A 21,621-nucleotide genomic window follows, 5' to 3' on the forward strand; every position below is an offset into this window, starting at 1 on the left:
AGAATTTTCCAGTTTGCAGGTTTTAAAATAACATTTAAAAAGCAATAATTTAAAAATCGCCTCAGTCGAAGGGCGGGAATTGATTAAATATGAACAGAGCTTGCCCAGAATGTGGCGATAAGATTATAGGTCGTGCAGATAAGAAATTCTGTAGTGACTCTTGTCGCAATGCGCATAACAATAGTCAGAATAAGGATACTAAAAATATTATGCGCAATATAAATAACAGACTGCGCAAGAATTACCGAATCCTAGAAACCCTAAACCCAGAGGATAAAACTAGGGTGCCTAAGTCCAAACTAGACGCTGCTGGTTTCGATTTTAACTATTTTACAAGTATCTACACCACAAAAGCGGGAACGGTCTATTACTTTATATACGACCAGGGGTACTTACCGCTGGACGGGGATTTTTACGCGCTGGTGAAACGTAATAAGTAAGTGTCAGATAATATATAAGAATATTTAATTAAGAGATTTCCGCCATAGTTTATCCTGAGCGATAGTCGAAGGACGGGGATGAAAAGAATATGGAATACCACATAGAAACAGAACATCTCATCCTTCGTGAGATACGCATAGAAGATACGGGAGATTTATATAGGCTAGATAGTAATCCCGTTGTACATAAATATTTAGGAAATAAACCTATTTCCTGTATGGGGAAAGCGCGTCACTATATTGACTACATTATTATGCAGTACGAGAAGTATGGCATAGGACGCTGGGCAACCATTGAGAAAAGTTCTGGGGATTTTATAGGCTGGTCGGGTCTTAAAATGAATTTTGAAGAGGAAATGAACGGTCATATAAACTACTATGATATAGGCTACCGCTTTATGCCAGAATATTGGGGTAAGGGCTATGCAACAGAATCCTCTATTGCCGCGAAAGATTACTTCTTTGGGCATTTTCCTGGCCACAAACTCTGCGGTTTAGCAGAGATTGGTAATGGTGCTTCTTGTCGTGTTCTTGAAAAAATAGGACTCGAACGTAAGGATGATTTTTACTATGAAAAAGAGGATGTAGATATTGCTTGGTTTGAGCTTGAGAAGTAATTACTTCCACGTCTGTCCATTCAATTTTAAAGCAGCCTTGAGCACATCTTTTTGGCTAATCTGACCTACTAGTTTTCCATTTTCTACGATGGGGAAACGACGTCGTTTGGTCTCTAGAAACTTATTTGCCGCATCAAAAACGTTCATATTTCCATCTATCGTATCCACGTTAGAAACCATATGTTTTTCGACTTTCATATTGTCCATAGGCATATTGTAATATCGACTTTCTGAAATCTGTTTCATACAATCGCCTTCAGAGATAATACCTAATAACTCGTTTTTGTCATTCACAACGGGCCCACCAGAAATTTTATTTTTAATGAGGCTGGTCATTACCTCCATAACAGACTGGTCTGGCTTAAAGGTGATGAGTTTACGAGTCATATAATCACTTACTTTAATTTCTGAGGTGGTGCCTTTGGTATCTTTTGCACGCTTGCCCATAAAACTTTTGATTGCCATAACTGTCTGGTTTTGAATTCTTGAAGTTAATGAATTTTGTTGATATTTTATGTTTCCGCTTTCGCGAAAGCGTACTCCATCCTAAAAATCGTATTTTACGTTGACTAAAATTCAACCAAAACCAACTAGTTTATGAAACGCCTTCGCCACATCGTCTCATTTGTTTTACTATTACTTCTCACCTGGCTCAGCTTTTACTCGCTATTGCCTAAGAAAGTGACTAAAGCAGACGCTCCCCTTACTGAATTCTCCACCGAAAGAGCCTTAGAACAACTCAAGGTAATTTCAGAAAAACCACATTATGTAGGGTCAGAGGCGCACGCTGAGGTGAGAGATTATATTATGATGGAGTTGCGTAAACTGGGTCTGGAGCCAGAAATTCAGGAAGGATTTGTGCTTGATAGTTGGTGGGGTTCCAGCACACTTGTAAAACCTCAAAATATAGTAGCTAGATATAAGGGAACCGCGCCCACCAAATCGCTATTGCTTATGTCGCATTATGATAGCGCACCACATAGCAAATCTTACGGGGCGAGTGATGCAGGTTCTGGAGTAGTAACTGTTTTAGAAAGTCTACGCGCTTATCTTGCAGGCTCAGAAAAACCAAAGAATGATATTATTGTCCTTTTTACAGACTCTGAAGAACTCGGTCTCGACGGAGCAACGCTTTTTACTAAAGAACACCGTTGGGCAAAAGACGTAGGAGTAGCGCTCAATTTTGAAGCACGAGGAAGTGGCGGTCCTTCAAATATGATTGTGGAAACTAATGGCGGAAATGCCAATCTCATAAAAGAATTTAAAAATGCTTCTCCAGACTATCCAGTCGCATCCTCTTTAATGTATAGTATCTACAAAATGCTTCCTAATGATACAGACTCTACAGTATTGCGAGAAGAAGGCGACATAGATGGGTTTTTCTTTGCGTTTATAGATGATCATTTTAATTATCATACGGCAAATGATACGTGGCAAAACCTTAATCCAGAGACGCTTGAGCATCAAGGAAGTTATTTAATGCCGTTGCTCAAGCATTTTGCACAGATAGATTTATCGCAAATTAAAACAGATGCAGAGTCTGTGTATTTTGACACCGCAGTTTTCAAGTTTGTAACCTATCCCTTTACGTGGATATGGCCTATGGTCATTATTGCGGTTTTAGGTTTTATAGGACTTTTGATTTTAGGATTTCGAAATAAAAAACTACACGGAGCGTCTATAGGAAAAGGATTTCTCATAATACTAGTGTTATTACTTGTAGTTGTAGGAACTGGATTTTTATATGCAGGATTGAGTCCTGTTTTATATCCTCAATACGAAGATATGCTTCCTGTGTTTTTGTATAATGGGCACTGGTACACTGCTGCTTTTGTAGTGCTCATGTTGTCGCTATGTTTCGGACTGTATAGCAAATTCTCCAAAGCAGAAAAGACACCAAGTCTAATGGTGGCGCCACTTTTCTTTTGGATTGTAATTAATATTACTGTAGCGATTAAATTACAAGGGGCTGCGTATTTTGTAATTCCATTGCTGTTTGGACTTGTTGCTTTTTATGTGATGCTTAAACAATCACGACCTAGCATGCTGTTAATGGTATTGTTGTGTGCACCGGCAATCTTCATATTTACACCGCTTATCCAATTCTTACCCGTAGGACTTGGTCCTGAAGCTTACTGGATGAGTATGCTCTTTGCTGTGTTGCTCTTTGGGCTTTTAATTCCTGTCTTGGGCTATTATCGCAACAAGAAATTTTTAGGATATGCAGGATTGGTTCTTGCACTCCTTTTTTTTGCTATCGCGCATTTTAAATCTGATTATTCTCCAGAGCGCCAAAAGCCTAATAGTCTAGTATATTATCATCAAGAGGGAAAAGAAAGTGCCTATTGGGCAACGTATGATAATCATCTAGACCCTTGGGTAGAAAGTTATTTGGGAAAAAATCCAGATCCTGCGAACGACTATATTTCTAATGCTTCTGGGAGTAAATACAATATGAATTTTCGATATGCAAAGGCGACCCCTGTGATTGACCTTGCTCAAAGTCAGATTGCCATTAACAAGGATACTGTCATTTCGGGGGATCGTGCAGTTTCCCTAACACTAAAACCACAACGCAATGTGAATCGTATTCGACTTTTTGCAAATAAGGATGTTGTGTTTTCTGAACTTAGTTTTAATGGAAAGCGCAACACGCCAGATAGCACGGAAACGATCTATAAAAAACGTCGTACAAACAGCCTTTTAAGTTATTATGTTACACCAGGAGATAGTCTAACGCTCAGTTATACGGTTTTAGATGGAGCAGACCCCGAGCTGTTAATACGGGAATACTCGTTTGACTTACTGGAAAACCCTAAGTTTACTGTAGCGGCGAGGCCAGAGTACACGATGCCTAAGCCATTTGTAGTAAATGATGCCATCATTGTGGATAGAAAGATAAATGTGGATGAGTACGCTTTCGCGAAAGCGGAAAAAGATTCGGTAGAACTTAATCTAATTTCTAACTAAGGCTTCAATTTAGGAAACGACTGAAGAAAAGAACCCCAAATAATTGCAGAATAATTTATGAATAAAAACATTACCATCGCAGGTTTAGGCTGGCTAGGGAAGCCTCTCGCCACACATTTACAACTGTTAGGATATCGCGTTAAGGGAAGTGTCACAGATGCACAAAAAGCTAAGGATCAAACCAAAGGCGGTATCGCCACATTCCCACTAATCATCGCAGAGAGTGGCGTGGGCGGAATGGTAGATACTTTCCTTGCAGATACTGATGTGTTAATTATTATGATTCCGCCGGGATTGCGCAAGAATACCGGGGCAAACTATGCTTTGAAAATGGCTCATTTTTTACACGTTATTGAGGAGAGCGGTATTAAGAAAGTAATTCTTGTGAGTAGTACTTCCGTATATTCAGATGAACAAGGAGTAGTTACTGAAAAAGATGTGCCTCAGCCAGAAACTGATGCTGGCAAACAATTGTATGATGTTGAGCAGATTTTCTTTAACAGTCCAGCGTTTCAAACGACGATTGTCCGTTTTGGAGGATTATTTGGAGGCAGTCGGAACCCTATAAAGTTTCTTGCGGGCCGCAAAGGGTTGAGTAATGGAAACGCAAGTGTGAATATGATACATCGTGATGATTGTATCGGGATTCTGATTCGGATTATAAAGGAGGATGCTTTTGGGCATATATTTAATGCGGTGGCACCGCAACACCCTTCAAAGCGCGATTATTACACACGACAGGCAAAAGAGCTTGGGCTTGAACCACCACAATATTCAGACGAAGGAGACGAAGATTTTAAGGAGGTACATAGTGTTCATATTAAGGACGTTCTGGGCTACACATTTCAAGTAAGTCTTTAAAATAATTATCTTTAAAGGATGCAAACACGGCCTGTAGTTAAGAAAGTATTGTACGGTATAACCGTAATTCTTTTTATGGCGTGTTGTTATGTCGTTTTTGACTTAGTGAGTTTCAATAAAAACCGACAAGCTACTGCGGTAACTTTAGGGGCAAAGACCACAAATGATTTAAGGGGAGACGTAAACGACTTGCTTACTGAGGTGATGCAGCAAGGAGAAGCACTTGCACAACAGCTAGAAAACGCATCGCCTTCTAATGAGGAACTTATTGCACTTATAAAAGAGCGTTCCCTAGCGTTAGACCAGATTCTTGGTGTTACGGTCGCATATCAACCTTATGGCTTTGATGAAAACACCGCTCTTTATGCACCCTATTTTGATAAGAAGCAAAAAGAGATAATCCCGCTCCAGAATATCTATAACTATACAGATGGGCAATTAGAAACATCTTCCTGGTATACCAATGTTCTCAAAAATGGGAAAGGCTGGGTAGAACCCTATTATGGACAGGGAGCCCAAGCATTTATTTCTGATTACGGGATTCCGTTTTATTACACTTCAGGACCCAAAAAGGGGCAAATACGAGGAGTAGTCTCAATGACGATTTCTTTAGATGGATTTACAGAATTAATACACGCACTAAGTTTAGGTAAAACAGGATATGGATTTGTGGCTTCGAGCAAAGGGACTATTCTTGCACATCCTGTAGGAAGTTACGTAGGAAAGAAAACAATACAAGAACTAAGCGCAGAAACTGAAATTCCAGCCCTACAAAAGGCTTATGTAGGATTAATGCAAGGCAAAACGGGAAACGTAGATTATATAGATGCGATAAAACAGCAAGAAACTATCTTCTTTTATGATCACGTTCTTGCTGCAGACTGGCGTATAGGGGTGCTTTTCTTTAAAAATGATTTGCTCGGGGGCGAAAACGAAGTGCGACAGAAATACATCATTATTGCACTTGTAGTAAGTTTGCTTCTGTTCTTTTTAATGGCGGCATTTTTTAATCGTGATTATCTTTCGGAAAAGGAGATATGGCAGTTGGGATTTTTTGCTGGGTTTGTATTACTTGCAAATATTGTACTCATAGGCTACCTCCAGCACACAGCTGTACACACCGAAAAAGATTTATCCGAAAGTCCACCCATTGCAGATGTTACAACACTTAACAGCATCATAAACGAACAAGCACTACTCGCCGAAAAATCACAGCAATCCCCCCGAACAATTATTCCAACTGGTGTTTACGTGGATAGACTTTATTTTGAAGATTCCTATAATGTAAGCATCAGTGGTAAAGTATGGCAAAAGTATCCTACCGCAATTATAGATAGTGTGACGACTGGATTTGCATTTCCGCAAACGGCACCCTTTGCTGAGGCTCAGTTGATAGAAGAAATAGGTAGGCAGTTATATGATGACTATACCTTGATAACCTATTCTTTTAGGAATACGTTTAGGCTCAATTTTGAATATGGGGATTATCCTTTTGACAGACGGAATATCCATTTGTATTTTCAGCCACTATCTTTTAAGGATAGGTTGATGTTTGTACCTGATCTTGAAAGTTATACCTACACAAACCCTTCTCAAAAAAGTGGAGTGAGTAAGAAAATAAAACTTTCAGGGAGCAACATTCTTGAAACGTATTTTAATTATAATTACTATGCGTATGATGCCAATTTTGGAGCACCTGTAAAAGGAAAAAGTGCAGAGGTTCCAGAGCTATACTTTAATATCAAACTCAAACGAGTATTAATTACTGCATTTGTAACCTATCTCATCCCCATATTTGTAGTGCTTATTATGATGTATATGTTATTGTACACTATAAAGAAGAACAAGAAAAAAGAGGTGGATGGAAATATCGTCTCGGCGATGACGGCATTTTTCTTTGTGCTTATCTTCTCGCACATAGACCTACGTAAGAATATTGATACGGCTGAACTTATTTATATGGAGTACTTCTACTTTGTGACTTATGTTATGATTCTGATTTCTACCTACAATCTAATAGCCTATTCTAGAGGACCCCATAAAATTTTTAGTTACAAAAACAATCTCATTGTGAAGGCGACCTTTTGGCCTATATTTTTGGTGATGATCCTAATCATTACCTTATTAATGTTTTACTGAGTCACTTTTTTATAAGTAAGAATATTTCCCCTATCAACGTAAGTTAATTCTAAGTGTTCTGAGTTAATCGCGTCTATGGACCAACATATTCCATCTGATAGAATATAGAGCGTCTTCACTTTACTGTAAGTAGCTTTTTCGTCATCACAGTTTGCTGCGAGTTTAAATGGCTGACTATCTGGTTCTCGTCCTTGATATAACGCTATACGTTTTGTGCCTTCAAAAATCAGGAAAGACTTAGGGTCTTCAGTGCTTTGCCATTTTCCTTGCAATTTTCCAAAGGTGCTAGTTTTTGGAATTTCTTTAGGTTCTGCTGGTGTAGGCATTGATTCTACTGGAGGTATGGCTTCCTTTTTTGGAGCTTGTTTTGTGTCCTTGCAGGAGATTGCCACGGAGAGGGCACATATTATAAGTATGAGGTGAAGTCGCATAGTACTGTGTTTATATAAATATACGTTAGCTTTTTGGGTCTTGCTCTTTAAAATTTTCAATTTACATTAAAGATATTGTAAGTAGACTGTTTAATGCTATTACAAATATGGATGGGTGCTGAAATAAATTCAGCACGACCCTGAAACGAGTTCAGGGTAAAAGAAAAACCGCCTTCTGTTGAGAAGACGGTTTTGAGGCTTTTTACGCTACCGAAATAAATTCGGATTAATTTTCGCGAAAGCGTAACTATAAAAATTTACCAAATACGCACTCGTTTTTCTGGTGCGAGATACATTTTATCTCCTTCTTTAATATCAAACGCTTCGTAAAATGCATCGATGTTTAAAAGCGGTTGTGTTGCACGTACCATTCCTGGAGAGTGCGGGTCTGTTTTTACTTGATTTCTTAAGGCTTCATCACGGCTTAGCGTTCTCCATACGGTTGCCCAAGACATAAAGAAACGTTGCTCTGGTGTAAATCCGTCTATATTTTCTGGACGTCCATTTTCTGCATAGAACTTCTGAAGACCATCATAAGCGCCCAAGACACCACCTAAATCTCCGATGTTTTCACCTAAAGTAAACTTCCCGTCTATGTAAACACTATCGAGAACCTCTACATTACTGTATTGCTCTGCAAGTTGATTTCCGCGCTCTGTAAATGCAGCGAGGTCCTCTTCTGTCCACCAGTTTTTAAGGTTTCCGTCACCGTCAAAACGCGCACCACTATCATCAAATGCGTGGGAAATCTCGTGACCGATCACAGCTCCTATACCTCCATAATTTACTGCCTCATCTGCAGTATAATTGTAGAAAGGTGGTTGTAAAATTGCCGCTGGAAATACAATCTCGTTATTAAGCGGATTAAAATATGCGTTTACCGTCTGTGGAGACATTCCCCACTCCGTCTTGTCTACCGGCTCACCAATGTCTGCATAGTTCTTATCTTGAGCCCACTTAGAAACAGCAGTCATATTTTCAAAGTATGTCTTGTCTGCCGCTACTTCCATATCTGAGTAGTCTTCCCATTTATCTGGATATGCGATTTTCACTGTAAACTTATTTAGTTTTTCGACCGCTTTATCTTTTGTCTCTGCACTCATCCAGTCTAGTTTCTGGATACGATCTTGATATGCCGCGATGACATTTGCAATCATTGTTTCGGCTTTGGCTTTAGCCTCAGGCGGAAACTTAGCATCTACATAAAGTTGACCTAACGCTTCTCCTACAGTACCATTTACAGTTGCAAGCGCACGCTCATCTGCTGGGCGTTGCTTCTTTGCACCATTGAGGTATTTACTGTAAAATTCCCAGCTTGCAGTTTCAGTTTCGGTAGTTAGTCTTCCTGCAGCGCTATTAAAAGTATCCCAGCGTACAAGCGTCTTAATATCTTCTATAGGAGTATCTGCAAGAAATTTATCAAGTGCCTCAGTATAGCGTAACTGTGTTACTGTGAGCGTATCAAATTTCTTAGTGATTCCTAGATCGGATATCATCTTTTTGAGGTCGATGTTAGATAGCATTGCATCTGCCTGAGCCACTGACCTTGGATTGTTAAAGTTACGAGCATCCCTGCTTTCTACTTTATCCAGGCGAGGTTTCGCAAGTTCTGTTTCCATTGCGAGGATTTTTTCTGTATCAGCAACAGCTTTTGCAGGATCATCTCCTAGCATTTGTAACATTTTAGAAACGTACATCTTATATTCTTCACGTATTTCCTTAGACTTGGTGTCGTCTAGAATATAGAAATCACGATCTGGAAGTCCGAGACCGTTTGCTCCTAAATATACGGTATTCATAGAGCTGTCATTTAAGTCTGCTCCGGCACCTATGCTTAAAAAAGGTGTAGAAATAGCAGGATTTGTAGCGACAACAGTTTGTAGATCGTTGAGGTTTTTAATGCTCGCAATATCATCTAGAGCTGGTTGCAACGGGGTCAGCCCAGCTTTATTTCTAGCAACGGTGTCCAGCTTTGTGTCATATATTGCAAGCGCTTTAGCTTGGTCTGTCCCTGCACTATATTTTCCGCTTTCCTTAGCATCTGCAAGAATCTTAAGCACATCTGCATCTGTAGATTTACGCAGTACGCTAAAACCTCCCCAAATAGAGCGGTCTTCTGGGATTTCATTATTCTTAAGCCACGAGCCATTTACGTAGTTGTAAAAATCATCTTTAGGGCTAACGGTCGTGTCCATATTTGCAAGGATGATTCCCGGTATTTTTTCTTCGGTTGAAGCTGTTTCTTTTGCCTCTTCTTTACAACTCGCAAGTGCAATGACGCAACTCGCTGTGAGTGCAACAGTTTTGATTATTTTCATTGATTAAGGTTTTGTTTAATTACGGTAGATAAGACATTAAAGTCCTTGTATTGTTACAAGTATGACGTCTTATTTAATGTCAAATATAGTGAGAATGCAATTTAGGATGATATGTTACCCAATTATGGCTGACGGGGTTGTTTTGAATTACGCTTTCGCGAAAGCATAAAAAAAGAAAACCTCCGCAAGTAGCAGAGGTTTTGAGAGATTGTTTGCAGTTTAAGCTTGTTCCAAATGGACTAAGATGCCCTGGCTGGAATCATCTTGCTGTTTATTCTTTTTATACCGTACTTCAAAACGTTTTCCGATAGCGTCATCGCGTTGAAGTAGATTTTTATTTATTGTGGTCTCATTATCTGCTTCGAGAATGACAGCTTTTCTAGACGTGTCTGTAAAAAAGTAATAGCCTCCTTCAAAACCATCATAAATAAAGGTTTCTACATTGATTTCGTCGTTTCTTGATAATTCTTCGGTGGTAAAGCCCAAGGTAAAGATGCTGAAGATTAAAATTAAAGTTTTCATAGTAGGTGTATTTTTGTGCTATAAGCTGTTGATTTTAGATTTATATATGAACAAATTTTATTGTTCTATATAAATATAGCGCGCCTTAAGCTTCTTTTAATTTTCTTTAATAATAGTTTGTGAGGGGTTCTTAACGGTTTGTGAATTTAAAATTGCTAATGATGGCTTATATATAAGTCGATTTATACCTAGTAATGGGTATTTTTTTTATTATAAAAAAATGTTAATTTTCGACTCTAAATAGATAACTATGAAACATTTATTGCCTTATTTAGCTTTGTTTTCCTTTCTAATGATACGAGCTCAAAGCGTAAACTCTTTACAACACGATTGTCAAGTTTCTTATGATCAAGTCCATTCCTATCAAACAAGGTCACAGGCTTGTGCTAATCCAAATTTAGAATACTACCTCAAACGACCTCCTATCACTACAAGTTTTATAGTTACTGAAGATAGAATGGAAACCATACAGCTAGTTCTTAAAGATGAATATGATTTTACAGACATAGAAATCGTTTTTGGACAATTTTTTAATATTGCCGGTGTAGGATGGCAGTACACGACATATCAAATGTTTGATGATGGTACTCACGGAGATATTAGTGCTGGAGATAAAATATTTACAAGTGATGAAATTTTAATTCAGCACGAAGAGACAAATACGTATACTCCAATCCTTTCAACTTTAGATGTAATATATAATGACAGTGGAAACCAAGTACACAATGATATATTTACTCCTGATTATACTTCAATAAACACCAGTTTTTTAAATACAATAGAAATTCCAAATATTCACAGATTTAATAATGATGATTATCTGTTTTCTGAAAATTTCATTTTTGTAAATAAGTATGAAAATTGGGGTGAGTTGTTATGTAACCAAATAGGAGGAGTTCTCGATCCATCATACGTGATATCCAAAAGCTTACTCTATGATTACTGGGGTGAAGAGGTTATAAATAGTCAAATGGATAAAAATCTGTATATGCAAGTAGATTTTATTCAGCCTCACGGTCAGTTTCTCATTGGTCAAGATATAGCCCTTCACGTAAATTCTTTGTCGGGGGTTGAATCGCACGAGATTTTACACCTTTGGATCCCTAGAATAAATGGTTATTTAGGCTTTGGTGAGGAGACTCTTTATAATAATACAAATCATCATCCTAATATTTTCAAAAACACTTCTGGATTTCTATACTCATCTTGGTCACGGGTAAATGGTATTTATTGTGAGAATTCTATTAATAATTTACAAGAAGATGATCAAGGTACTTTTGTTTATTTAGACTATACGTCAAACTATGAATTGTGCAATGGTGAGATAGACCAAAGTAAAGACAAACAAATCTTTAACGATTTTGAGCAGTATCTTATGGGGCTTATTACTATAGATGAGGTTGATCTTCCGCTAACATATTTAAACAATATTTATGCTGTTGAGGAAGTGATTGATCCTCAAACTAACTTTCTAGTAGGGGAAAGAAGGTATTATGAATCATTCATAGAAATTGATCGTGAGCAATTAGAGCAGGCAAAAAGTGATATGCTCGATGACGCTGGAGACGCGCCATTTCTAGATGCGGCAGAGCCAAATAATTTTTTCCTAACCTTTACGGGGAACAAGTCAACATTATCTGATAATGAGATTAAGTTCTTATCTATTTTAAGTCAAGATTTGACAACCACAGAAGACAGATTACAGGAAACAAATGTAAATACGTACCATCAAAATACAGAAGGAAGATCTACTATCACAGCGAATATTCCAAACCCTACATTGTATACTGGAGATATTTTTACAGAAGAACACATTACAATTTTAGAAGGGGAGGAGTACAACGGCTGGACGGTTAACGGTACTTATGAGCGAATCTTAGATTCAGAGCAATATAATGACAGCATCGTCACAACATATCTTACAGTCGAAGAAGCATTATCTATAAATGATCTTAAACCGATAGGTGTTAAATTATACCCTAACCCAGCTAGTTCGACAATATTTATTGACACGGAGTCTCTTAAAAGTTATAAGCTATATAATACGCTGGGTCAAGTTGTAATTGAGGGAGAGAAGAATCAGGTTAATGTGTCAAATTTAGAATCAGGAATGTATTTTATGCAAGTATTAGGATTGTCGCAAAGAGGTATGCAAACAATTAAAGTAATAATAAAATAAATGAAAGACTCTTTGGGGGCAAATAGAAAAAACCCCAATCTTAATAAAGACTGAGGTTCTCGTACCGAAAGTGGGAATTACGTCACGTTAACGCAAAGTTTTTTAAGTTTTGTAGAAAAGTTACAAAACTTAAAAAAACAACCACCGTTTAAAGTGAAAAACCCCAATCTTAATAAAGACTGAGGTTCTAGTACCGAAAGTGGGAATCGAACCCACACTCCAAAGGAACGCGAGTTTGAGTCGCGCGCGTCTACCAATTCCGCCATTTCGGCAATTAATGCTAACATCCCGATTACTATCGGGAGCCATTTCGGCAAATGGAAAGCGATTGTCGCTTTAATAGAGCACAAAATTAAAGAATAATTAGACACGATAGTTATAAAACGCTCATTTTTATATAGACATCCACTTTTAAATCACTATTTTTGCACCTCCTTTTTAGGAAGGTTAAAGAAATCAACGATTTAACACCCGTTTAAAGATGTCACAATCGGTACCGCAACCCAAGTTATTTGCCTGTTCACAGAGTAAGGAACTTGCCGAAAAAATTGCGAAAGCGTATGGTCAAGAACTAGGAAAAATCATCACTTCAACCTATAGTGATGGAGAGTTCCAGCCGTCTTTTGAAGAATCCGTGCGTGGTTCACGTGTTTTCCTCATTGGAAGTACGATGCCGTCTAGTGATAATCTTATGGAAATGTTGTTAATGCTGGATGCTGCAAAACGTGCATCTGCTAGACATATAACAGCTGTAATACCATATTTCGGGTGGGCGAGACAGGACCGCAAGGATAAACCTAGAGTTCCTATTGCCGCAAAGATGATTGCAAGTATTCTTGAAACTGCAGGTGCAACACGTATCATTACGATGGACCTTCACGCAGATCAAATTCAAGGATTTTTTGAACGTCCTGTAGATCATTTATTTGCGTCTACGCTGTTCTTGCCACACCTAAGGTCTTTAAATCTTGAAAATTTGACAATTGCCTCACCAGATATGGGAGGAAGTAAACGAGCTTACGCATATAGCAAGGCGCTAGAGAGTGAGGTTGTGATCTGTTATAAGCAACGCGCAAAAGCAAATGTGATATCTCATATGGAACTCATAGGGGACGTAAAAGGTCGCCACGTAGTTCTTGCAGATGATATGGTAGATACTGCAGGAACCTTGACAAAGGCAGCAGACCTGATGATGGAGAAAGGAGCGTTGAGCGTACGTGCAATTTGTACACACGCTATTTTAAGTGGTAATGCTTATGAACGTCTAGAAGCAAGTGCGCTTGAGGAATTAATTGTAACAGATTCTATACCGCTTAAGAAAGAAAGTAAAAAAATTAAAGTAGTGTCTTGTGCACCACTTTTTGCAGATGTAATGCACCGTGTAAACAGTAACACGAGTATCGCGTCCAAGTTTATTATGTAATTAATTAACATTTAATATATTTAAAATGAAGTCAATTTCGATCAACGGATCTAAAAGAGAAAGCGTGGGCAAGAAAGCAACAAAAGCCTTACGTAATGCTGGACAGGTACCTTGCGTAATATACGGAGGGGATCAACCAGTACACTTTAACGCACCAGAACTTGCGTTTAAAGATTTGGTTTACACTCCTAATGCGCATACTGTGGAGATTGATGTAGATGGACAGACGATACACGCTATCCTTCAAGACATCCAGTTTCACCCAGTAACAGATCGTATTTTACACATAGATTTTTATCAAATCTTTGAGGATAAACCAGTAGTTATGAATATCCCAGTGCACTTTGAAGGAACTGCAAAAGGTGTTCGTAATGGTGGAGTCTTACGTAAGACGAACCGTGTGTTACGTGTAAAAGCGTTACCAGGGAATCTTCCAGATTATCTTGTAGCAGATATTACTGACCTTAAGATAGGAAGCAAGTTATATGTAAGTGCTCTTGCAAGTGATGATTATACTGTGATGCACCCAGACAACTTTGTGGTGTGTCAAGTAAGAACTTCTCGTACCGCGGTTGTGGATGATGAAGATGATGATGATGAGGATGCAGGAGATGTTCCAGCAACTGAAACCGATGATACGGCAGCAGTAGCAGAATAAATCTGAAACAAACATTATATCACAAAGCATCCCGTTCTTCGGGATGCTTTTTTTATTTTTATGCAATATTGATGTAGAGCTTAAAGACTCTCATTTAATAGTAAGATGCGTTATGAAACTGAACTTTTTATACTTAATTTTATTTTTTACTTCTTCGCTACTTTGCCAACAGAATTCAAGGGAAGACATTGGACGAAAAATCTTAGATATTGATTATCCAGAAGGGATTTATAAATCAAAAGAAGATTTCCTTAATAAAACACCCGACAGTAGTTTGAAAATAGTAAAAAAAGATTTTGGGCAAAACCGCACAGACGGTCTCATCATACCTCCATTTTTTTATGATTCAAATAAGGATAAGAAGATCAAAAAAGTCTTTGCTATTTCGTACGAAGGTGATCTTTATTTTCAAATAAGAGCAATCCTAGACAATAGAAATAAAGAAGATAGAGCTCAAGATTCAAACTCGAAGAATGGATTTGCAAAAGTTATTATAGGTGGTAAAAATTATCTCTATGCTGAAGCACCTATTGTAAATAAATGGGGTTACGCTGTGGCCTTAAATACTGGTGAAAATACAGTTAATAATGCTATAAGTACGATCAAAGGAAAAGGAGTTGTATGGGACTTTGTGAATAGAGAGTTTAATATTTTTAGAACTTGCGAGGATTACAATACATTTATATCAGACAAACTGCCTGATGCCAAACAAAAATGCGAATTTGGTATGGAGGACATTTTAGAAATCCGAAAAGCTGTACAAGTCATTAAGTAATTTCAGACGAACTAGTTTGGAAATTTAATTTAATAATGAAACTTCTCAAAATCTTATAACAACAATATGCTCGCATTCTTTGGACGTATTTTCAATCGTAAGAAGCCACAAGGGCCAGCAGTAGATCCTATGAAAAAATTTCTCATCGTCGGTCTGGGCAACATTGGTCCCAAATATGAAAACACCCGCCATAACATTGGTTTTAAGGTGGTGGACGCTTTTGCTAACCTTGCCTGCAGGCAGGCAGGAGCGCAATGTGAATGGTCAACCGAAAAATTAGGCGATATTGCCAAAATCAAGGTTAAAGGAAAAACAGTCATCCTCCTAAAGCCGAACACGTACATGAACCTAAGTGGCAAGGCGGTAAGATACTGGTTGCAACAGGAGAAAGTCCCTTTAGAAAATTTATTGGTTATTACAGATGATCTCAATTTAGACTTTGGGACTATACGCGTAAAAATGAAAGGCTCTGACGGTGGTCACAACGGCTTAAAAGATATACAAGCACAACTCAATACAACGAAATACAATAGATTCCGTTTTGGGATAAGCGCACAGTTCTCAAAAGGACGACAAGTAGATTATGTTTTAGGCGAATGGGGCACTGACGAAGAAGCAGCATTGCCCGAACGACTAGATATGGCCTGCGAGGTAATCACCTCATTTGTAAGTGGCGGAATTACAAATACAATGAACAACTACAACGGAAAGTAAGGTGATCATACATAAAGGTGCACAACATTTTAATACAGAAAAAGGGACGGTGGTTACTATCGGGACCTTTGACGGGGTGCATATAGGACATCAAAAAATTATCAAGAAACTCGTCGAAAATGCTCAAGCAAACGACTGGGAATCTGCCGTGCTTACTTTTTTTCCACACCCTAGGATGGTGCTGCAGAAGGACTCAGAAATTAAGCTTATCAACACCATAGATGAGCGGGCAAAACTGCTGGACGTATTAGGACTTCATCACTTGATCATTCATCCTTTCACTATGGAATTTTCGAGAATGAGCGCGGAGGCTTTTGTGGAAAATATTCTTGTAAAAGCACTCAATGCAAAAAAGGTAATTATAGGCTACGACCACCGTTTTGGTCGTAATCGTAATGCAAATATTGAGGATTTAAAAGGCTTTGGCGAGCAGTTTGGATTTGAGGTGGAGGAAATCTCAAAACAAGAGTTAGAAGATGTTGCCGTGAGTTCCACAAAAATTAGAAAAGCACTTGAAGCTGGAGATATTGCACAAGCAAATCAATACTTAGGAGCGCCCATAATGCTTTCGGGAACGGTTGTAAAAGGCAAGAGCATAGGAAAAACCATAGGGTATCCTACCGCAAATCTCGCCATTGCAGAAAGCTATAAATTGATTCCTGCACAAGGGGTGTATATTGTTCAATCGTTTATTGAAGGAATAAATATATACGGAATGATGAATATAGGTACGAATCCCACTGTGGGAGGTCACGATCAAACCGTAGAAACCTATTTCTTTGATTTTGATGCCGACTTATATGGTAGGGATATAGAAATACAGGTGCTCAAAAGAATAAGGGAAGAGAAGCATTTTAATTCTGTAGAGGAGCTAATTGTAGCGATGAAAAAAGACGAGTCATTCTCTAGAGCATATATTGAAAGTTTATAATGCTCAAAAAGTTAAACACATATCTTTTTGCTCGAGTGGACAATAGTTCACTCGTGGTGTTTAGAATTATTTTTGGTTTCTTAATAACTGCAGAAGCGTGGGGTGCAATTGCTACAGGATGGTTAAGGCGTGTTTTTGTGGAGCCAGAGTTCACCTTTAATTTCATAGGGTTTGATTTTCTACAAGTTTTTCCGGGAACAGGGCCTCATATGTATGCTTATTTTGCCTTGATGGGTGTTTTTGGGGTAATGGTAATGGTAGGATATAAATATCGATTTGCCATTTTAGGGTACGGAGTAATGTGGAGCGCTGTATACTTAATGCAGAAGTCCTCTTACAATAATCATTACTATTTACTAATGCTTCTCTGCGGGATGATGGCCTTGCTTCCTGCGGCTCGCAATATTTCTGTAGACGCTTGGAAAAATCCTGCTATAAAGCGCATCAGTATGCCACGCTGGGTCGTCGTTCTAATCATCATCCAGTTATGGATTGTTTACACCTACGGGTCTATTGCAAAGCTGTATCCAGATTGGCTCAATGCCACAGTACCTCAAATATTGATGAAGAGTAGGGCAGATTACTGGCTTATAGGTGACGTTTTGCAACAGCGGTGGGCACATTATACGATATCGTATGTAGGAATTTTATTTGACGGATTAATTATTCCTATGTTACTGTGGAGGCCCACAAGGAAATTTGCCTTCTTTATATCCATTTTCTTTCATCTCTTTAATTCCATTGTGTTTCAGATTGGGATTTTTCCATATATGTCTCTGGCATTCACATTGTTCTTTTTTGATGCTAAAACCATACACAGCATTTTCCTTAAACGATGGAAGCCTCTCTACAAGCGCAGCGAAGTAGTCTCTGGGGCTCCAAAATCTACGACCGCTTCGCAAAACATAGAAACCTCAATCGCCCAAACCACAAACACCACATTACAACCCGCCAGGGTGGAGGAAGTCATAATCCCAAAATATAAAAACTTCTGGACAGCAATTTTAGCAATCTATTTTATATTTCAAATAGGATTACCCTTGCGCCACTGGTTCATAGAGGATAATGTATTATGGACGGAAGAAGGTCACCGTCTAAGTTGGCGTATGATGCTACGTTCTAAAACGGGTAGCGTCATTTTTTATTTAGAAGATAAAGCGACTGGTAAAAGAGAAATTATACCATACAGAGATTATCTTTCTAAAAAGCAACAGCGCAACATACGATCTAAGCCAGATATGATTTGGCAATTTGCCCAACGCCTAAAAAAGCAATATGCCGCAGAGGGCAAAGATGTAGCCATCTATGTAGACTGTAAGATCAAAGTAAACGGTCGCAAGTTGCGACAGTTCATTAAGAAGGATGTTGACCTGGCATCTGTTCCCTGGGAATTTTTTAAGCATAATCCTTGGCTGGAGGATAGTGGGGTTTATTTGCTGGAGTAATTCGGCGATAATGCTCCCATTTCGCTAAATTTGCCCTTCACAAAACAATCACCATGTTAGAAGTAGCACAAATACGTGAGCATAAGGACGCTTTCGCGAAAGCGTTATCAAAAAGAAACATAGACGCCAGCGAGATGCTGGACAAAGTCATCGCAGCAGACGAGCTACGTCGCAGTTCGCAGGCACAACTGGACGAGGTACTAGCAGACAGCAATAAATTTTCTAAAGAAATAGGGATACTCTTCAAAAATGGTGAGGCTCAAAAGGCTAATATCCTCAAGGAGAAGACTGCAGGACTCAAAGAACAGAGCAAGACACTGCAGGAACAACTCAATAATGCTACAGAGGAGTTGCAAGCACTACTTTATAATATTCCCAATATCCCAAATGAGAGTGTTCCAGAGGGGAACAGTGATGAAGATAATGAGGAAGTTTTCAGAAAAGGAGACATCCCCGTACTGCACGGCGATGCACAACCGCACTGGGAACTTGCCAAAAAATATGACATCATAGATTTTGAACTGGGAACTAAAATTACCGGAGCAGGTTTCCCTGTGTACAAAGGCAAAGGTGCAAGATTACAACGAGCGCTCATCGCTTATTTTCTTGATAAGAATACAGCCGCTGGCTACACAGAATATCAAGTGCCACATCTTGTAAACGAGGCGTCGGGCTACGGTACGGGACAGCTTCCAGACAAAGAAGGGCAGATGTACCACGTCACGGCAGACGATTTATACCTCATCCCCACGGCAGAGGTTCCTGTGACTAATATGTTCCGTGGTGATTTGATTGCGCATAGTGAACTACCCATAACGTGTACAGGGTACACCCCTTGTTTCCGTCGTGAGGCTGGTTCTTATGGGGCGCACGTGAGAGGTTTAAATAGGTTACACCAGTTTGACAAGGTAGAAATCGTGCGTATCGAGCATCCAGATAAAAGCGCAGCTGCGCTGGATGGAATGGTCGAGCACGTAAAAGCCATTCTTGATGAGCTGGAATTACCATATAGAATCTTACGACTTTGTGGTGGTGATTTAGGCTTTACAGCACATCTTACCTACGACTTCGAGGTGTTCTCAACAGCACAAGACCGCTGGCTGGAGATAAGCTCAGTTTCTAACTTTCAAACGTTTCAGGCAAACCGTTTAAAATTACGTTTTAAGGATACGGATGGCTCTAACAAACTAGCCCACACCCTCAATGGAAGTGCACTTGCACTACCGAGAGTGCTCGCAGGAATTTTAGAAAATTGCCAGACGCCTGAAGGGATAAAAATCCCAAAAGCACTTGTGCCTTATTGCGGGTTTGAGATGATAGATTAGTTCATCACTTCACAAATTAAATAAGAAACGTGCTATGGCAATTCCTGTGGCACGCTTTTCGTTATCTTAGTCCTATGAAGAAGAAGATTGTTTTGGTGGTTGTATGTGTGTTGTATTTTTGCGCTTTTGCAGTAGCGCAATCCTCCCAGCTCGCACAAAATTACTACGACCAGGGCGAGTTTAAAAAAGCGCGTTCATCTTACGAGAAAATCCTAAAAAAAGAACCCAGCAACATAAATGCAACATTGGGTCTTATTCAAACCCAGCAACAACTTGAAGCCTACGATGAAGTAGAAAAATTTATTGCAAATAGATTAAGAGATCCTCGGAACACAGGAACGCTGTTAGTTGAAATGGGTTATAATTACCAATTGCAACAAAAAGATTCTCTCACACAACTTTATTATGAGAAAGCACAAGATCTTGTGCGTGAAAATCCTAATAATGCATACCGTGTAGGTAAAGCTTTTCAGGAACATAGTCTTCTTGAACAAGCCGTCGCAACGTATGAGACAGGAATGGAGCTCAATCCTCGTGCAAACTATAGCGCACAACTTGCCCGTTTATACGGAGAGCTGGGAGAGGTAGAAAAAATGTTTGACAGCTATCTTGCGCTTGTAAATAAGAACGCGGGATATATCAGGGTCGCTCAGCGTAACTTTAGCCAATATATAACCGACGATGGTACAAATGAGGCAAATATCATCTTCAGAAAACTGCTGCTCACAAAACTCCAAACAGAGCAAAATGTAATGTACAATGAGTTGCTCAGTTGGCTATTTATCCAGCAGAAAGAGTACGACAAAGCGTTCCGTCAGGAGAAGGCTATTTTTAAGCGTAATGACGGCGAGATTCAGGGCATCGTAGATCTGGCAGGGATTACTATAGAAGAAGGTAACATCGAAATATCAAAGGAGATTTTGCTGTATATCATAGATAATGCGATAGATGATACTACAAAGCTGGACGCTCAGACAAAGCTTTTACTTCTAGAATCTAAAGAAGCAAATACAGCAGAACAAAAGAAGAGTGTAAAGGAGCGATATGAGTTCCTGGTCGATAAATATAAGAATTGGGATTATGCAATCCCTTTAAAAATAGATTATGCCCACTTTCTTGCTTTTCAAAACAATGAGGCATCACAGGCGGTTGACTATTTAAAGAAAGAGATTGCTAACCAGAGATCAAGATTTCCAGAAGCACGGCTCAAAATGGAACTAGGAGACATCTTGGTTTCGCAGGAGAAGTTTAATCAGGCGCTTATTTATTTTAGTCAGGTGCAGAATAGTATAAAGAATAACGTGATCTCTCAAGAAGCGCGCTTTAAAGTGGCAAAAACAAGTTATTATAAAGGTGATTTTTCTTGGGCAGAGACGCAACTTGATGTACTCAAGGGTGGAGCGACCCAGCTCATTGCAAACGATGCACTTGAGCTATTACTTACGATACGAGACAATTCTCAGGAAGATAGTACACAGACTGCGCTTAAAAAGTATGCACGAGCAGACCTTTTGGCGTTCCAAGGTAAAGATGATGAAGCAATTAGTCTTTATGGAGAAATAGTAACCTTGCATAAAGGAGAGAGTATGGAAGACGAGGCTTTGCTGGCTCAGGCTAAGTTGTTTGAGGGGAAGTCCGCTTTCGCGAAAGCGGAAAAAAACTACAACCTCATCATTGCATTTTTTAGCGACGGGATCCTGGCAGATGACGCCCACTACCGCCTTGCCGAATTGTATGCTGGACCACTCGCCGAACCTGATAAAGCAAAACAACATTACGAACGTATCATTTTTGACTTTCAAGACAGTATTTACTATGTGGAAGCACAGAAGAAATTCCGCGCATTGCGGGGGGATGCTATAAATTAAACAGA

18 protein-coding genes and 1 tRNA gene are annotated in these 21,621 nt (G+C 39.0%); 14 read left to right on the forward strand and 5 right to left on the reverse strand.

Annotated features, from left to right (window positions below; genetic code table 11):
- Positions 1-89: 89 nt before the first annotated feature.
- Together EAX61_RS02915 and EAX61_RS02920 are read left to right on the forward strand one after the other, a co-directional pair.
- Positions 90-440, forward strand: coding sequence for a DNA gyrase inhibitor YacG (locus EAX61_RS02915; protein WP_121916162.1), 351 nt, complete (start codon positions 90-92; stop codon positions 438-440).
- Positions 441-529: 89 nt separating this feature from the next.
- A complete protein-coding gene (locus tag EAX61_RS02920) occupies positions 530-1,057 on the forward strand; it encodes a GNAT family N-acetyltransferase (protein WP_121916163.1) in 528 nt (175 codons plus the stop codon).
- Here the strand turns inward: EAX61_RS02920 and EAX61_RS02925 are convergent, their stop codons facing one another.
- The gene (locus EAX61_RS02925) at positions 1,058-1,522 is read right to left on the reverse strand and encodes a CBS domain-containing protein (protein ID WP_121916164.1); all 465 of its coding nucleotides are present in this window, start codon (positions 1,520-1,522) and stop codon (positions 1,058-1,060) included.
- Between the two features lie 132 nt (positions 1,523-1,654).
- On the opposite strand from EAX61_RS02925, the gene EAX61_RS02930 reads away from it, so the two are divergent.
- The 3 genes from EAX61_RS02930 to EAX61_RS02940 are packed head-to-tail and all read left to right on the forward strand — an operon-like array spanning position 1,655 to position 7,027.
- On the forward strand, positions 1,655-4,027 hold the full coding sequence (locus EAX61_RS02930; protein ID WP_121916165.1) for a M28 family peptidase: 2,373 nt from the start codon (positions 1,655-1,657) through the stop codon (positions 4,025-4,027).
- Between the two features lie 57 nt (positions 4,028-4,084).
- The gene (locus tag EAX61_RS02935; protein WP_121916166.1) at positions 4,085-4,888 is read left to right on the forward strand and encodes a Rossmann-fold NAD(P)-binding domain-containing protein; all 804 of its coding nucleotides are present in this window, start codon (positions 4,085-4,087) and stop codon (positions 4,886-4,888) included.
- Between the two features lie 18 nt (positions 4,889-4,906).
- Positions 4,907-7,027 (forward strand): PDC sensor domain-containing protein, encoded by a 2,121-nt coding sequence (locus tag EAX61_RS02940; RefSeq protein ID WP_121916167.1) that lies wholly within the window; start codon positions 4,907-4,909, stop codon positions 7,025-7,027.
- Here EAX61_RS02940 and EAX61_RS02945 read toward each other — a convergent pair.
- The 3 genes from EAX61_RS02945 to EAX61_RS02955 form a co-directional block, all read right to left on the reverse strand.
- Positions 7,021-7,458, reverse strand: coding sequence for a hypothetical protein (locus tag EAX61_RS02945; protein ID WP_121916168.1), 438 nt, complete (start codon positions 7,456-7,458; stop codon positions 7,021-7,023). The two genes, EAX61_RS02940 and EAX61_RS02945, sit on opposite strands and share 7 nt — an antisense overlap.
- A 257-nt stretch (positions 7,459-7,715) precedes the next feature.
- Positions 7,716-9,776: a M13 family metallopeptidase gene (locus EAX61_RS02950; protein ID WP_121916169.1), complete on the reverse strand. Its 2,061-nt coding sequence runs from the start codon at positions 9,774-9,776 to the stop codon at positions 7,716-7,718.
- A 219-nt stretch (positions 9,777-9,995) separates the two neighbouring features.
- Positions 9,996-10,298: a hypothetical protein gene (locus EAX61_RS02955; RefSeq protein WP_121916170.1), complete on the reverse strand. Its 303-nt coding sequence runs from the start codon at positions 10,296-10,298 to the stop codon at positions 9,996-9,998.
- 250 nt (positions 10,299-10,548) lie between these two features.
- Between EAX61_RS02955 and EAX61_RS02960 the strand changes: the two genes are divergently transcribed.
- Complete coding sequence (locus EAX61_RS02960; RefSeq protein ID WP_121916171.1) at positions 10,549-12,477, forward strand: T9SS type A sorting domain-containing protein; 1,929 nt, start codon at positions 10,549-10,551, stop codon at positions 12,475-12,477.
- 191 nt (positions 12,478-12,668) lie between these two features.
- On the opposite strand, the gene EAX61_RS02965 is transcribed toward EAX61_RS02960, so the two are convergent.
- A tRNA-Leu gene (locus EAX61_RS02965) sits at positions 12,669-12,749 on the reverse strand.
- Between the two features lie 209 nt (positions 12,750-12,958).
- Here EAX61_RS02965 and EAX61_RS02970 point away from each other — a divergent pair.
- From EAX61_RS02970 to EAX61_RS03005, 8 genes are all read left to right on the forward strand, one after another.
- Positions 12,959-13,900 carry a ribose-phosphate pyrophosphokinase gene (locus EAX61_RS02970; protein ID WP_121916172.1) on the forward strand — a complete coding sequence of 314 codons (942 nt, stop codon included), beginning with the start codon at positions 12,959-12,961 and terminating at the stop codon, positions 13,898-13,900.
- A gap of 25 nt (positions 13,901-13,925) precedes the next feature.
- Positions 13,926-14,558: a 50S ribosomal protein L25/general stress protein Ctc gene (locus tag EAX61_RS02975; protein WP_121916173.1), complete on the forward strand. Its 633-nt coding sequence runs from the start codon at positions 13,926-13,928 to the stop codon at positions 14,556-14,558.
- Positions 14,559-14,670: 112 nt separating this feature from the next.
- A complete protein-coding gene (locus EAX61_RS02980; protein ID WP_147448325.1) occupies positions 14,671-15,333 on the forward strand; it encodes a hypothetical protein in 663 nt (220 codons plus the stop codon).
- Between the two features lie 66 nt (positions 15,334-15,399).
- A complete protein-coding gene (gene pth, locus EAX61_RS02985) occupies positions 15,400-16,047 on the forward strand; it encodes an aminoacyl-tRNA hydrolase (protein WP_121916175.1) in 648 nt (215 codons plus the stop codon).
- 1 nt (position 16,048) lies between these two features.
- Entirely contained in the window at positions 16,049-16,978 is a 930-nt protein-coding gene (locus tag EAX61_RS02990; RefSeq protein WP_121916176.1) for a bifunctional riboflavin kinase/FAD synthetase, read from the forward strand.
- Positions 16,978-18,423: an HTTM domain-containing protein gene (locus EAX61_RS02995; protein WP_121916177.1), complete on the forward strand. Its 1,446-nt coding sequence runs from the start codon at positions 16,978-16,980 to the stop codon at positions 18,421-18,423. Before EAX61_RS02990 ends, EAX61_RS02995 begins: the two co-directional genes overlap by 1 nt.
- A 53-nt stretch (positions 18,424-18,476) precedes the next feature.
- Positions 18,477-19,748 (forward strand): serine--tRNA ligase, encoded by a 1,272-nt coding sequence (gene serS, locus EAX61_RS03000; protein WP_121916178.1) that lies wholly within the window; start codon positions 18,477-18,479, stop codon positions 19,746-19,748.
- Between the two features lie 74 nt (positions 19,749-19,822).
- Positions 19,823-21,616, forward strand: coding sequence for a tetratricopeptide repeat protein (locus tag EAX61_RS03005; protein ID WP_121916338.1), 1,794 nt, complete (start codon positions 19,823-19,825; stop codon positions 21,614-21,616).
- Positions 21,617-21,621: the final 5 nt, after the last annotated feature.

It is taken from the genome of Dokdonia sinensis (assembly GCF_003688895.1).
Lineage (GTDB): Bacteria > Bacteroidota > Bacteroidia > Flavobacteriales > Flavobacteriaceae > Dokdonia > Dokdonia sinensis.

What these genes read in the sequence shown, in the direction of transcription:
- EAX61_RS02915 (WP_121916162.1), top strand. Translation starts at nt 90, where the DNA reads ATGAACAGAGCTTGCCCAGAATGTGGCGATAAGATTATAGGTCGTGCA.
- EAX61_RS02945 (WP_121916168.1), bottom strand. Translation starts at nt 7,458, where the DNA reads ATGCGACTTCACCTCATACTTATAATATGTGCCCTCTCCGTGGCAATC.
- EAX61_RS02970 (WP_121916172.1), top strand. Translation starts at nt 12,959, where the DNA reads ATGTCACAATCGGTACCGCAACCCAAGTTATTTGCCTGTTCACAGAGT.
- pth (WP_121916175.1), top strand. Translation starts at nt 15,400, where the DNA reads ATGCTCGCATTCTTTGGACGTATTTTCAATCGTAAGAAGCCACAAGGG.
- EAX61_RS02995 (WP_121916177.1), top strand. Translation starts at nt 16,978, where the DNA reads ATGCTCAAAAAGTTAAACACATATCTTTTTGCTCGAGTGGACAATAGT.
- EAX61_RS02975 (WP_121916173.1), top strand. Translation starts at nt 13,926, where the DNA reads ATGAAGTCAATTTCGATCAACGGATCTAAAAGAGAAAGCGTGGGCAAG.
- EAX61_RS03005 (WP_121916338.1), top strand. Translation starts at nt 19,823, where the DNA reads ATGAAGAAGAAGATTGTTTTGGTGGTTGTATGTGTGTTGTATTTTTGC.
- EAX61_RS02980 (WP_147448325.1), top strand. Translation starts at nt 14,671, where the DNA reads ATGAAACTGAACTTTTTATACTTAATTTTATTTTTTACTTCTTCGCTA.
- EAX61_RS02920 (WP_121916163.1), top strand. Translation starts at nt 530, where the DNA reads ATGGAATACCACATAGAAACAGAACATCTCATCCTTCGTGAGATACGC.
- EAX61_RS02950 (WP_121916169.1), bottom strand. Translation starts at nt 9,776, where the DNA reads ATGAAAATAATCAAAACTGTTGCACTCACAGCGAGTTGCGTCATTGCA.
- EAX61_RS02925 (WP_121916164.1), bottom strand. Translation starts at nt 1,522, where the DNA reads ATGGCAATCAAAAGTTTTATGGGCAAGCGTGCAAAAGATACCAAAGGC.
- serS (WP_121916178.1), top strand. Translation starts at nt 18,477, where the DNA reads ATGTTAGAAGTAGCACAAATACGTGAGCATAAGGACGCTTTCGCGAAA.
- EAX61_RS02930 (WP_121916165.1), top strand. Translation starts at nt 1,655, where the DNA reads ATGAAACGCCTTCGCCACATCGTCTCATTTGTTTTACTATTACTTCTC.
- EAX61_RS02935 (WP_121916166.1), top strand. Translation starts at nt 4,085, where the DNA reads ATGAATAAAAACATTACCATCGCAGGTTTAGGCTGGCTAGGGAAGCCT.
- EAX61_RS02955 (WP_121916170.1), bottom strand. Translation starts at nt 10,298, where the DNA reads ATGAAAACTTTAATTTTAATCTTCAGCATCTTTACCTTGGGCTTTACC.
- EAX61_RS02960 (WP_121916171.1), top strand. Translation starts at nt 10,549, where the DNA reads ATGAAACATTTATTGCCTTATTTAGCTTTGTTTTCCTTTCTAATGATA.
- EAX61_RS02940 (WP_121916167.1), top strand. Translation starts at nt 4,907, where the DNA reads ATGCAAACACGGCCTGTAGTTAAGAAAGTATTGTACGGTATAACCGTA.